General features: G+C 70.6%; 11 protein-coding genes. 6 read left to right on the top strand and 5 right to left on the bottom strand.

The genetic code is table 11. From position 1 onward, the window contains the following. Window positions 1–3: 3 nt before the first annotated feature. A complete protein-coding gene (sucC, locus tag ACFVRO_RS16180; RefSeq protein ID WP_105672754.1) occupies window positions 4–1,170 on the bottom strand; it encodes an ADP-forming succinate--CoA ligase subunit beta in 1,167 nt (388 codons plus the stop codon). 141 nt (window positions 1,171–1,311) lie between these two features. On the opposite strand from sucC, the gene ACFVRO_RS16185 reads away from it, so the two are divergent. Together ACFVRO_RS16185 and ACFVRO_RS16190 are read left to right on the top strand one after the other, a co-directional pair. Further along, window positions 1,312–1,974 (top strand): TetR/AcrR family transcriptional regulator, encoded by a 663-nt coding sequence (locus ACFVRO_RS16185; RefSeq protein WP_105672753.1) that lies wholly within the window; start codon window positions 1,312–1,314, stop codon window positions 1,972–1,974. A gap of 187 nt (window positions 1,975–2,161) precedes the next feature. Further along, window positions 2,162–3,397, top strand: coding sequence for an acyl-CoA dehydrogenase family protein (locus tag ACFVRO_RS16190; protein ID WP_386954135.1), 1,236 nt, complete (start codon window positions 2,162–2,164; stop codon window positions 3,395–3,397). Between the two features lie 20 nt (window positions 3,398–3,417). Here the strand turns inward: ACFVRO_RS16190 and ACFVRO_RS16195 are convergent, their stop codons facing one another. Next, window positions 3,418–4,686 carry a CynX/NimT family MFS transporter gene (locus tag ACFVRO_RS16195; protein ID WP_386954138.1) on the bottom strand — a complete coding sequence of 423 codons (1,269 nt, stop codon included), beginning with the start codon at window positions 4,684–4,686 and terminating at the stop codon, window positions 3,418–3,420. Between the two features lie 54 nt (window positions 4,687–4,740). Between ACFVRO_RS16195 and ACFVRO_RS16200 the strand changes: the two genes are divergently transcribed. After that, the gene (locus tag ACFVRO_RS16200; RefSeq protein ID WP_386954141.1) at window positions 4,741–5,541 is read left to right on the top strand and encodes an AraC family transcriptional regulator; all 801 of its coding nucleotides are present in this window, start codon (window positions 4,741–4,743) and stop codon (window positions 5,539–5,541) included. A 92-nt stretch (window positions 5,542–5,633) separates the two neighbouring features. Here ACFVRO_RS16200 and ACFVRO_RS16205 read toward each other — a convergent pair whose 3' ends face one another. Continuing rightward, entirely contained in the window at window positions 5,634–6,479 is an 846-nt protein-coding gene (locus tag ACFVRO_RS16205) for a helix-turn-helix transcriptional regulator (protein WP_386954144.1), read from the bottom strand. Between the two features lie 116 nt (window positions 6,480–6,595). Between ACFVRO_RS16205 and ACFVRO_RS16210 the strand changes: the two genes are divergently transcribed. After that, window positions 6,596–7,540 (top strand): SDR family oxidoreductase, encoded by a 945-nt coding sequence (locus tag ACFVRO_RS16210; protein ID WP_386954147.1) that lies wholly within the window; start codon window positions 6,596–6,598, stop codon window positions 7,538–7,540. A 45-nt stretch (window positions 7,541–7,585) separates the two neighbouring features. On the opposite strand, the gene ACFVRO_RS16215 is transcribed toward ACFVRO_RS16210, so the two are convergent. Beyond that, window positions 7,586–8,089 carry a hypothetical protein gene (locus tag ACFVRO_RS16215; protein ID WP_386954150.1) on the bottom strand — a complete coding sequence of 168 codons (504 nt, stop codon included), beginning with the start codon at window positions 8,087–8,089 and terminating at the stop codon, window positions 7,586–7,588. Window positions 8,090–8,152: 63 nt separating this feature from the next. On the opposite strand from ACFVRO_RS16215, the gene ACFVRO_RS16220 reads away from it, so the two are divergent. Both ACFVRO_RS16220 and ACFVRO_RS16225 read left to right on the top strand, forming a co-directional pair. Then, window positions 8,153–9,601, top strand: coding sequence for a phytoene desaturase family protein (locus ACFVRO_RS16220; RefSeq protein ID WP_386954152.1), 1,449 nt, complete (start codon window positions 8,153–8,155; stop codon window positions 9,599–9,601). Between the two features lie 265 nt (window positions 9,602–9,866). Further along, the gene (locus ACFVRO_RS16225; RefSeq protein ID WP_386954155.1) at window positions 9,867–10,910 is read left to right on the top strand and encodes an ATP-dependent DNA ligase; all 1,044 of its coding nucleotides are present in this window, start codon (window positions 9,867–9,869) and stop codon (window positions 10,908–10,910) included. 22 nt (window positions 10,911–10,932) lie between these two features. Here ACFVRO_RS16225 and ligD read toward each other — a convergent pair whose 3' ends face one another. Next, complete coding sequence (ligD, locus tag ACFVRO_RS16230) at window positions 10,933–11,988, bottom strand: non-homologous end-joining DNA ligase (protein ID WP_386954158.1); 1,056 nt, start codon at window positions 11,986–11,988, stop codon at window positions 10,933–10,935. Between the last annotated feature and the right edge of the window lie 27 nt (window positions 11,989–12,015).

Genomic DNA, 12,015 nt, shown 5'->3' on the forward strand with positions numbered 1-12,015 from the left:
CGATCAGGCGTTGGCGAGCTCGGCGGCCTTGTCGGCGCCCTCGTCCATCGTGGCGGCCAGGGTGACGAGCGGGTGCGCGTACTCGGCGAGGATCGCGCGACCCTCGTCGACGCGGTTGCCGTCGAGGCGCACGACGAGGGGCTTGGATGCCGCGGCGCCCAGCGTCTCGAGGGCGCCCTTGATGCCGTTGGCCACGGCGTCGCACGCCGTGATGCCGCCGAAGACGTTGACGAACACGCTCTTGACCTGCGGGTCGCCGAGGATCACGTCGAGACCCGCGGCCATGACCTCGGCAGAGGCGCCGCCTCCGATGTCGAGGAAGTTGGCGGGCTTGACGCCGTTGTGGTTCTCACCGGCGTAGGCGACGACGTCGAGCGTCGACATGACCAGGCCTGCGCCGTTGCCGATGATGCCGACCTCGCCGTCGAGCTTCACGTAGTTCAGGCCGCTCGCCTTGGCCTTGGCCTCGAGCGGGTCTGCGGCGTCCTTGTCCTCGAGCGCCTCGTGCTCGGGGTGGCGGATCTCGGAGGCGTTGTCGTCGAGCGTGACCTTGCCGTCGAGCGCGATGATGTCGCCCTCTTCGGTGCGGACCAGCGGGTTGACCTCGACGAGCGTCGCATCCTCGCCCTTGTAGACGTCGAAGAGCTTCACGAAGACGTCGGAGACCTTCTCGACGAGGTCCTCGGGGAAGTTCGCCGCGCGGGCGATCTCGACGGCCTTCGCCTTGTCGATGCCCGTGAGCGGGTTGACCTCGACGCGGGCGAGCGCCTCTGGACGCTCGACGGCGAGCTCCTCGATCTCCATGCCGCCCTCGACCGAGCAGAGGCTCAGGTAGGAGCGGTTGGCGCGGTCGAGCAGCACGGAGAAGTAGAACTCCTCGGCGATGCGGGCGCCCTGGGCGACCATGACGCGCTTGACGATGTGGCCCTTGATGTCGAGGCCGAGGATGGCCTTGGCCGCCTCGTACGCCTCTTCGGGGGTCTTCGCGACCTTGACGCCGCCTGCCTTGCCGCGACCACCGGTCTTGACCTGCGCCTTGACGACGACGACTCCGCCGATCTTCTCAGCGGCTGCCTTCACCTCCTCGGGGGTGTCGGCGACGATGCCGGCGAGGACCGGCACTCCGTACTTCTCGAAAACGTCTCGTGCCTGGTACTCGTACAGATCCACTGTGGTTCCTTCACTGGGATGCGGCTGGTTTTTCTCTCGATGTCGAGACATCGACCAGTCCCCCAGCTTACTACCTCGCTCTGAGCGCCCCGCGCCGGGAAGCCGCCTCGCAGTTCGCCCGCGAGGTTCTAGGCTTTCGTCATGCGAGACTTCCCCGAACCGCGCTCCGCCGTCGTCGCCGCAGCGCTCGAACTGTTCCAGACCCAGGGTTTCGACCAGACGTCCGTCGAGCAGATCGCCAAGGCCGCCGGCGTCTCGCGATCGACCTTCTTCCGCCAGTTCGGCGGCAAGGAGGACGTGGTGTTCGCCGATCACGAGGTCCTCATCGAGCAGCTCAGGGAGTTCCTCGCCGAGGGGCACGAAGACCCGTGGGGCGCGGTCTGCGCGGCATCCGAGTCCGTCTTCTCGCATTTCGCGAACGATCCGGAGCTCGCGCGTCGTCGCTACCAGATCGTGCGGCAGGTCCCCGTGCTGCGTGAGCGGGAGATCATCACCGTGTTCCGCTACGAGCGCCTGTTCGACGACTACCTGCGCACATCCCTCCCCGGTATCGACCCGCTGGACGCGGTGGGCTTCGCCGCCCTCGTGACTGCGGTGCACAACCACGTGCTGCGCCAGTTGCTGCGCGGCAAGAAGAAGGTGCCGCTGTCGACGCTGCAGTCGGCGCTGGCCGATGTGCGGCGCCGCTACGGCGTGCCCGCTGAGGCACCTGCGGAAGCGCCGGACGACGTGGTGGTCGCCGTCTTCCCCCGTTCGATGCCGATCGCCGAGGTCACCCGCCGCCTGCGCACGCAGCTCGACTGAGCTCCCGGGCTCGCGCCCCTCACCCCGCGTCGCGACCCGTCTCGAACGGCGGGTTCTCGGCGCACGCACACGCCGTTCGCGACGGCTCGGCGGTCTCGCGCGCCCGGACTCGGCGGTCTCGCGCGCCCGGGGTCGTGAAACTGAGTATCGAGGAGTACGATACTTGGTGCCACGAAGGAGCCCTCCCATGAGCACTGCAGCTTCCCCCTTCCCCGGCGAGCGCGTCTCGTCGTACGACATCACCGGTCGCCAGGACAGCGACTACTACGCCGTCTTCCTCGACATCCCCGCCGCCGACCGCGAGGCGTGGGATCGCGCACGCGCGTACATCGACGAGGTCGGCCCGCAGATGGCGGATGCCTGGGATCGCGCGGAGTACCCGCTGGATGCCGCCCGCCGCATGGGCGAGATGGACCTCGTCGTCGACGGCATCGAGCATCCGTCGCTCACCCGCCTGTCTCCACTGGCCGCGGGGCTCGTGAACATGGAGATCTCCCGCGGAGACGGATCGCTCGGCACCGTGCTCGCCGTGCAGGGCGGTCTCGCGCTGCGCACGCTCGCGCTGTTCGGCTCCGACGCACAGCAGGAGAAGTGGCTGACGGGCCTCGCCGACGGCTCCGTCCTCGGCTCGTTCGCCCTCACCGAGCCCGATCACGGCTCCGACTCCGTGTCGCTCGAGACCGTCGCCCGTCGAGACGGCGAGGAGTGGGTCATCCGCGGCACCAAGAAGTGGATCGGCAACGGCGCCTCCGGCGGCATCACGTTCGTGTGGGCGCGCGTCGACGACCCGGATGCCGCCGAGCACGGCGCCGTCCGCTGCTTCCTCATCGAGCAGGACACCCCCGGCTACGTCGGCACCGTCATCCGCGGCAAGGCCTCGCTGCGCGCGATCTACCAGGCGCACATCGCCCTGGACGACGTGCGGGTGCCCCTGGACGCCGTGCTCCCCGGCACCCACAGCTTCAAGGACGCGTCGACCGTGCTCTACGCGACGCGATCCGGCGTGGCCTGGTCGGCTCTCGGGCACGCGACCGCCTGCTACGAGGCCGCACTCGCCTACGCGAAGGAGCGCGTGCAGTTCGGCAAGCCGCTCGCGAAGTTCCAGATGGTGCAGGAGCGGCTCACGCACATGCTCGAGGACCTCACCGCCATGCAGCTGTACTGCCGTCGCCTCGCCGACCTGGAGACGGCCGGAGAGCTGCGGCCGACGCAGGCGTCGCTCGCCAAGTTCCACAACACCCGCGCCGCCCGCCGCATCGCCTCGACGGCCCGCGACCTGCTCGGGGGCAACGGCATCCTGCTCGAGAACGGCGTCATGCAGCACATGGCCGACATCGAGGCGATCCACACGTACGAGGGCACCGAGAGCGTGCAGGCACTGCTGCTCGGCCGCGACATCACCGGGATGAGCGCCTTCGCCTGAACGGAGGTCGCCCGTCGCGCTCAGCCGCGCACATGGCGATCGCGCCCGGCCGCGGCCCCCGCCACCGTCTGCACCGTGAGCAGCAGGAGCAGCGCGACGACGGGCACGACCCATCCGCCGACCAGGGCGTGCAGCAGACCGAGCCCGATCGGCCCGAACCCGGCCAGCAGGTAGCCCATCCCCTGCGCCATGGTCGACAGGTGCGCGGTGTGCGCGGCATCCGGAGACCGCAGCACGATGTAGTTCAGCGAGAGGGTGATCGAGGCGCCCTGACCGAACCCGAGAAGCGTCATCCACACCCACACCAGGGGCTCGAACGGGGCGACGAGGAGTCCCACGAGGCCCGCCGCGCACAGGAGCGAGGCGATGAGCACGGGCAGCCAGCGGGGGCGGATTCGACGCGCGAGCGTCGGGGTGAGAAGAGCCGCGGCGATGCCGGGCAGGCTGGAGTACGACAGCAGCAGTCCCGCATCGGATGCCGCGACCCCGGAGTCCTGCAGCAGGGTCGGGATCCAGGTCAGCGCCGCGTAATAGCTGAGGCTCTGCAGCCCCATGAAGGCCGTCACCGCCCACGCCACCGGATCGCGCAGCAGCCGTGACAGGCGGGGTTCGTCTCGCGGCTCGATGATCGCATCCGCAGGCGCCGCTCCTCGCGGAGAGCCTGCTCCCCGCAGCGCACGCGGAAGCCAGAGCAGCAGAGCGAGCACGGCGGGAATCGCCCACACTCCCAGCGCACCCCGCCACGAGCCGTCGAACGCCGTCATGAACGGCACCGTCAGCGCCGCAGCCGCGGCCGCGCCGACGAACAGGGCCGTGGAGTAGAGGCCCATCATGAGGCCGACGCGGTGGGCGAAGTCCTGCTTGATCACCGCGGGCATGCAGACGTTGGCCACGGCGATGCCCGCGCCGATGAGCACCGTCCCGCCGAAGAGCGCGACGGGCGACGGCAGGAGACGGATGCCGATGCCGATCGCGACGACCGCCATCGTGAGTGCGAGCAGCCGGTGCAGCCCGATCCGCCGAGTGAGCGCGGGCGTGAGGAACGCGAACGCCCCGAAGGCGAAGACGGGGATCGTGGTCAGCAGACCCGCCGCCGCGGACGGGAGACCGAGATCGGCCTCGATCGCCGAGAGCGCCGGCCCGACGGAGACGACCCCCATGCGGAGGTTGAGGGCGATCAGGAGCAGTCCTGCGCCGACGTAGGCGCCGAGGAACACCCCGCCCCGCCGGTGAGACGGCACCGCCAGAGGCGTGGAGGCGGTGTCGGGATGCTGGTCGATCGTGCTCATGAGTCCACTCCAGCAGTGACGACCGTCGTCGCGAAACACGTAGACTGCCTTGTGATGTCGAATACCCGCCATTCTCCCCGCCTCGTCGATCTTCACCTCGTCGACTTCACGGCCGACGACCCGTTCCCCTCGGAGGGCGCGTACCGCTTCGCCCACGCGGAGACCTCGCCTCGCCACTCCCACCGCCGCGGGCATCTCGTGCACGCGGCATCCGGAGTGCTGTCCCTGATCACCGACGACGGCACCTGGATCGCTCCCTCGTCGCGCTTCGCCTGGGTGCCGGCCGGCGTCGAGCACCGCCACCGCGCACACGGCCGCACGGACATGCGGATCGTCCATCTCCCCGACGAGCTCGCCGCCGCGCTCCCCGCCGGCCCCGCCGTCGTCGTCGCCACGCCGCTGGCCCGCGAGGCGGTCCTGGCGATGACGGCGGGCCGACCGCGCAGCGCCGAAGCGCTCGATCACCTGCGCCGCGTGATCGTCGACGAGACCGTCGCCGCGCCCGAGCAGCCGCTGCATCTCCCGGAGCCCCGGGACCATCGGCTCCAGCGCGTCGCCCGCATCGTCGAGGACGAGCTGTCGGCTCCCGTCGGGCTCGGCGAGCTCGGGCGCCGGATCGGCGCATCGGAGCGGACCCTGAGCCGGCTGTTCCCGCACGAGACCGGCATGGGCTACCGGCAGTGGCGACTCCAGCTGCGGGTGCACCGCGCGCTCGTCCTGCTCGCCGACGGAGCCTCCGTGACCGACACGGCCGCGGCGTGCGGCTGGGCGACGAGCAGTCAGTTCATCGAGCAGTTCACCCCGCTCGTCGGGATGACCCCCGGCAGGTACCGGCTCTCACAGCATCCGGAATGACCCTGCGACTGACGGGTTCCGTCGCAGGCGCAGCGCCGAGAGCAGGCCCCGACATCACGGAGATGAGCGCCTTCGCCTGCTCCCGCGGCCGGTCACGCTGAGAAGCTCTCCGCGCCGATGACGGAGAGCAGGCGCAGCTTCTCCTGACTCTCGCTCCCTGGAGCAGCCGTGTAGACGAGAAGCGCGTGGGACTGCTCCGGTTCGACGAGCGTCTGGCATTCCAGCTCGAGAGCGCCCAGTTCCGGGTGGACGAAGTGCTTGACCGCTCGCGGGCGGAGCCCCACCTCGTGCTGCCCCCAGATCCGGGCGAACTCGTCGCTGCGATCGAGGAGTTCCTTCGTCCAGCGCGCGGCACGCGAGGCGGGTCCACGGCGCGTCACGACGTCGCGAAGGCCGGAGGCCCAGAGCCGGGAGAGGAAGTCGTGCTCCTCCTCCGCATAGGTCCGACGCGACGAGGGATCGACGAACCACCGGAATCCGATGCTGCGTTCCGGCCCCTCGAAGCGTGTGAGGTCGCCGACGAGCGCCGTGCCGAGCGCGGTCTGTCTGAGGGTCTCTCCGAGCTCCGTCACGACCTCCGCCGGGGTGTCGTACAGGCGATCGAAGATGCGCAGCATGCCGGGACTGATGTGGCTGCTCTCCCCTCCCCTCGGCGGGGGCGCGTGCCCGGCGAGAAAGAAGAGGTGATCCCTCTCGGCCAGCGTGAGATGAAGCCCCTGGGCGATCGCCGCGATCATCTGCGGCGAGGGCTGAGGACCCCGCTGCTGCTCGATCCGCGCGTAGTAGTCGGTCGACATGTGGCTGAGGCTCGCGGCTTCCTCGCGTCTCAAGCCGCCCGTCCGCCGGCGGCCGCCTCTGGCGAGGCCCACGTCCTCCGGCTGCAGCGCCTCGCGGCGCAGCCGGAGGAACTCCGCCAGCCCTGCCCTGTCGATCTCCATGCGCACCCCCGTCCCGTCCTTTGTACCAGCAGCCTTCTGGCGCATCCACGGACGGACGATCCCTGGATGCCGCACGGCGCGAGGAGGAGAGTCGGGAGGTCAGAAACGAGGAGATCATGCCCCGCACACCATCCATCGACGTCCCGCCCCTCGACGGCCGGCGCGCCGTCGTCACCGGCGCCAGCGACGGCATCGGCGTCGGCATCGCCGCACGGCTCGCCGCCGCGGGCGCCGAGGTCGTCATGCCCGTCCGCAACCGGGACAAGGGACGTGCGGCGATCGAGCGCATCCGCACGACGGTTCCCGACGCGCAGATCTCCCTCCGCGATCTGGACCTCTCCGCGCTCGACTCCGTGGCCGCTCTCGGCGCGTCGCTGCGCGCGGAGGGGACGCCGATCGGCATCCTCATCAACAACGCGGGCGTCATGACGCCGCCGGATCGACGCACCACGGCTGACGGCTTCGAGCTCCAGTTCGGTGCGAACCACCTCGGACACTTCGCACTCGTCGGCGGACTCCTCCCCCTGCTGCGAGAGGGTGGCGCACGGGTGGTCTCCCAGATCAGCGTCGCCGCGAATCAGGGCGCGATCAACTGGGACGATCTGCAGTGGGAGCGCGCATACGACGGCATGCGCGCGTACAGCCAGTCGAAGATCGCGTTCGGCCTCTTCGGGCTCGAACTCGACCGTCTCAGCCGATCGCGCGGCTGGGGTATCACGAGCATGCTCTCGCATCCGGGCGTGGCTCCGACGAACCTGCTCGCCGCCCGTCCCGACCTCGGCCGGGAACGCGAGACGAACGGCCGCCGCGTCATCGGAGCGCTCTCACGGCGCGGAATCCTCTTCGGCACCGCGGAGTCCGCCGGCCTTCCTGCGGTGTACGCCGCGATCTCCTCGACAGCGGTGAGCGGCGGGTTCTACGGCCCCCGCGGACCCGGCCACCTCGGCGGCGCCCCGGGACCGCAGCGGCTCTACTCCCGACTGCGCGACGATGATGCGGCGCGCAGGATCTGGGAGGTCTCCGAAGAGCTCACCGGAAGACCGTTCGCACGCCGCCCGTGACGAGGTGCGGCACCGCGGCGACGCAGACGGGCCGCGTCGACGGGTTCAGTCGCAGGCGCAGCCGCCGGCGGCGGTCTTGACCATGAAGCACACATCGCACACGCCGTAGTCGCGCTCGATGGGCTTCGGCGTGCGTTCCGTGCGCGGAGAGCTCGCGGTGCGAGGAACGCTGACGCGCGGGGTGCTCGGCCGCATCGACCGCGCGGTCGTGGTCACCTGGGGGTACTCGCTCGGGTGCGTGACGAAGAAGTACGGCTCACGCCCCTCGCTCGGCTGGAGCCGCAGCGGGGTGGAGCCGATCGTGATGACCTCGCCCTCCCCGAACCCGTTCGTGTACGTGCGTCCGATGTGCAGGGATGCGCCCTCCCCACGACGGATGGCCTCGATGTACCGACCGCGGTCGATGAAGGAGGAGATGCCCACGGCATCGGTGACCGCAGTGATGAACTCGTAGTTCTCCAGGGCGACCCGGTGCGCACGAAGCGCCTCCGTGAGCGAGCGATACGGACGGGAGGTGCCAGTAGGGGTGGGACCCTGTACTTCAGTCATCTCCTCAATGCTCTCACCCCGGAGGCGGCGCGAATACCACTTGTGCCGTGGAAGACTGGGCGCATGGCGCGCGCGACGATCATCGGCTCCGGTCCCAACGGACTCGCGGCGGCCGTGTCACTGGCCAGGGCGGGGTACGAGGTGCGCGTCCTCGAAGCCGCGGACACGATCGGCGGCGGCGTGCGCACCGCCGAATCCACGCTCCCCGGCTTCCTTCACGACGTGTGCTCCGCCGCGCATCCTGCGGCCCTCGCCTCCCCCTTCTTCCAGGCCTTCGGCCTCGCCGAGCGAATCGACTGGATCCACCCCGAGATCTCCTACGCGCATCCTCTCGACGGCGGCCGCGCCGGGATCGCCTGGCGCGACATCGAGCGCACGGCATCCACACTCGGCGAGGACGGCAGGGCGTGGCTGTCGCTGCTGCGCCCGCTGAGCACGCACATCGACGGAGTCGTCGACTTCACCGGCAACCAGATGCTGCGCCTGCCGCATGAGCCGATCACGGCCTTCCGCTACGCGATGCGGATGCTGGAGCAGGGCACCCCCCTGGCGCGACGCACCTTCCGCACCGACGAGGCGGCAGGCCTCCTGTCCGGGGTGCTGGCGCATGCGAACACCCCGCTCCCTTCCCTCGCCGGCGCGGCAGCGGGGCTCCTGCTCGCCGCACAGGCGCACGCCGGAGGGTGGATGTATCCGCGCGGAGGAGCACAGGGCATCGCCGACGCGCTGGTGGCGGATCTCGTCGCCCACGGCGGCGCGGTCGAGACGGGCGTGCACGTCACCGACCTCTCGACCCTGGACTGGGGCGACCCCGCGCAGGGCGATCTGCTGATGCTCAACACCTCGCCCCGGTTGGCCCTCACTCTCCCCGACATGCCGGCCCGTTACGCGAGCGCCCTGCGGTCGTACCGATACGGCCCCGCCGCCGCGAAGGTCGACTTCGCCCTCGACGGCCCCGTGCCCTGGACGAACGAGGAGGTCGCGCAGTCGCCCACCGTGCACGTCGGCGGCACTCAGGCCGAGGTGTGGGCCAGCGAGAACGCGGTCGCGCGCGGACGCGTCAGCGAACGCCCCTACGTGCTCACCGTCCAGCCCTCGGTGTTCGATCCCACGCGTGCGCCAGAGGGCAAAGCCGTGCTGTGGGCGTACATCCACGTCCCGCAGGGCTCGGATCTCGACGCCACCGAGCTCATCACGCAGCAGGTCGAGCGCTTCGCCCCCGGCTTCCGCGACCGCATCCTCGCGCACCACTCGGTACCGGCATCCGCCCGCGAGGCGATCAACCCCTCGGAGATCGGCGGGGACATCCTGGGCGGGGCCTTCACGATCCCCCAGGCGCTGCGTCGCCCCGTGCTCGGCACGAAGCCGTGGCGCACCCCGGTGCCCGGCGTGTACCTCGCCTCCGCCTCCACCCCGCCGGGACCCGGTGTCAACGGCATGGCGGGGTGGCACGCCGCGCGCACGGCACTGGGCGACGCCGGCATCCCGGCGACCCTCGCAGACCTGTTCTGATCGGAACCCGGGTCGCGGCCTCCCTGCCCCAGGTTCACAAGTCCTCAAGAAACGTGCGCCTCGACGCCTCGTCGGCCGCCGAACTGCGGTTTCCGGGTTCCGGAGCAGCCGAACGTGAGGAGTTGTGAACCGCGACCCGCGCGCAACTCCGGAGAAACGGCCCCCTCCGGGCCGAAGAGCCGCGCGCGTCCGCGGCACCTCCGCCGACGTCCTCCGATTCTCCGGAGTTCTGGCGCGTGTCCCCGCCAGTCGCCAGGATGGACCCATGCGCTACGACATCCCCGCACCGATGCTGGCGAAGGCCGCGGCATCCGTCCCCGACCCCGCGAAGAGCTCCGGCGGGCTCCTGTTCGAACCCAAGTGGGACGGCTTCCGCGGTCTGATCGCGTGGGACGGCGAGACCGTCGAGATCGGCTCCCGTGGCGCGAAGCCGCTGACCCGGTACTTCCCCGAGCTCGTCGAGGCCATTCCGAGCCTGCTGCCGGGGCCGTGCCTGCTCGACGGCGAGATCGTGGTCGCGACCGGCCCCGCGGGGGCGCAGCGGCTCGACTGGGAGGCCCTCAGCCAGCGCATCCACCCCGCAGCCTCCCGCGTCGCGAAGCTCTCGACCGAGACTCCCGCGATGTTCATCGCGTTCGACCTCCTCGCCGAGGGCGATGAAGACCTGCAGTCGTCACCGTTCTCCGTGCGTCGCGAGCGGCTGGAGCGGATGCTGGCCGGAGTGGCGCATCCGCTGCACATCACGCGCACGACCCGCGATCGTGAGGCCGCCGTCCGCTGGCTGGCCGAGTTCGAGGGCGCTGGTCTCGACGGCGTCGTCGCGAAGCCGCTGGACCAGCCCTACGCGCCGGGCAAGCGCACGCTGATCAAGATCAAGCACGCGCGAACCGCCGACGTCGTCGCACTCGGCTACCGCATCCACAAGTCGGGGTCGGGAGTCGGGTCGCTGCTGGTCGGGCTCTACGACGCCGACGGCACCCTGCGCCAGGTCGGCGGCGTCGCGGCCTGGAGCGACGTGCGACGACAGGAGCTCGTCGACGAGCTCGCGCCCCTCGTGGAGCGCGACGAGTCCGGCGGCGCCGTGACCGGGGAGGGCGAGCGCTCCCGATTCAGCGGCTCGAAGGATGTGTCGTTCGTGCGGCTGCGGCCCGAGCGGGTGCTGGAGGTGCGTTACGACCAACTCGAAGGCGCGCGCTTCCGCCACACCGTGCAGTTCGAGCGGTGGCGCCCCGACCGCGACGCTCGCTCGTGCACCTACGACCAGCTCGACACCGTCGCCGGCTACGACCTGGCCGACGTGCTCGGCTGAGCCCGGCGCTCTCCCGGCTCGCTCACTGCGCGGAGGGCTTCCCCTCCTCATCCCAGTTCGCCGCGACCTTCTTGCTCGGCTGCACTCGCGGAGGCTCCCCCGGCATCTTCGGGAACTCCGGCGGGAACGGCAGCTCGCCGAGGCCGTCGGCCTTGTCGCGCTCCCACCACTCCAGCAGGGTGTCGATGCGGCCGGGACTGCTCTGCTTGCCGGCCCACGGGTCGCCCACCTCGTCGAGCCGCTTCGGGATGCTGCGCACCGTGAACCGCGCCGGGTCGAGCCCGTCGAGCTCCTCCCAGTGCACGGGGGTCGACACGGTCGCTCCGGGGAGTGCGCGCGGGCTGTAAGCGCCCGCCATGGTGCGGTCGCGGTTGGCCTGGTTGAAGTCGATGAAGATGCGCTCGCCGCGCTCCTCCTTCCACCAGTTCATGGTGACCTGCTCCGGCATCCGCCGCTCCAGCTCCCGCCCCGCGGCGATCACCGCGTGCCGCACGTCGAGGAACTCGTGGCTGGGCACGATGGGGGCGAACACGTGCAGTCCGCGGTTGCCGCTGGTCTTCACGAAGGCGTCGAGCCCCGCCTCGCGCAGCACCTCCCGCAGCGCGTGGGCGGCGGTGACGGCATCCGCGAAGTCGGTGCCCGGCTGGGGGTCGAGGTCGATGCGCAGCTCGACGGGGTTGTCAGGATCGGACGCCAGCGACGCCCACGGATGGAACACGATCGTGTTCATCTGCGCCGCCCACACGATCGCGCTGGGCCTGTTCAGCACGATCTGCGGATGCTGTCGCCCGCTGTTGTAGGTCACCATCACCGCATCGACGTAGTCGGGCGTGCCCGCCGGCGGGTTCTTCGAGAAGAAGCCGCCGCCCTTGCCGACGCCGTCGCGGAAGCGCTCCAGCGACACGGGGCGACCGCCGTTCGCCTCGAGGAACGGCCCGCTGACGACCTGGAAGTACTCGGCGAGCTCGGCCTTCGTGATGCCCGGAACCGGCCAGACCGCCTTGTTCGGGCTGGAGAGCACGACCTCGCGCTCTCCATCAGGGTCGACGATGGTCAGTGTCACGCGCTCGGAGGCCATGACTCGACCCTAGAGGCAGCCTCGGAC

The organism is Microbacterium sp. NPDC057944 (assembly GCF_042887445.1).
Classification (GTDB): Bacteria; Actinomycetota; Actinomycetes; order Actinomycetales; family Microbacteriaceae; genus Microbacterium; species Microbacterium natoriense.

Coding starts and splice junctions, on each gene's coding strand:
- ACFVRO_RS16205 (WP_386954144.1), bottom strand. CDS start 6,479: ATGGAGATCGACAGGGCAGGGCTGGCGGAGTTCCTCCGGCTGCGCCGC.
- ACFVRO_RS16195 (WP_386954138.1), bottom strand. CDS start 4,686: ATGAGCACGATCGACCAGCATCCCGACACCGCCTCCACGCCTCTGGCG.
- ACFVRO_RS16185 (WP_105672753.1), top strand. CDS start 1,312: ATGCGAGACTTCCCCGAACCGCGCTCCGCCGTCGTCGCCGCAGCGCTC.
- ACFVRO_RS16220 (WP_386954152.1), top strand. CDS start 8,153: ATGGCGCGCGCGACGATCATCGGCTCCGGTCCCAACGGACTCGCGGCG.
- ligD (WP_386954158.1), bottom strand. CDS start 11,988: ATGGCCTCCGAGCGCGTGACACTGACCATCGTCGACCCTGATGGAGAG.
- ACFVRO_RS16215 (WP_386954150.1), bottom strand. CDS start 8,089: ATGACTGAAGTACAGGGTCCCACCCCTACTGGCACCTCCCGTCCGTAT.
- ACFVRO_RS16190 (WP_386954135.1), top strand. CDS start 2,162: ATGAGCACTGCAGCTTCCCCCTTCCCCGGCGAGCGCGTCTCGTCGTAC.
- ACFVRO_RS16225 (WP_386954155.1), top strand. CDS start 9,867: ATGCGCTACGACATCCCCGCACCGATGCTGGCGAAGGCCGCGGCATCC.
- ACFVRO_RS16200 (WP_386954141.1), top strand. CDS start 4,741: ATGTCGAATACCCGCCATTCTCCCCGCCTCGTCGATCTTCACCTCGTC.
- ACFVRO_RS16210 (WP_386954147.1), top strand. CDS start 6,596: ATGCCCCGCACACCATCCATCGACGTCCCGCCCCTCGACGGCCGGCGC.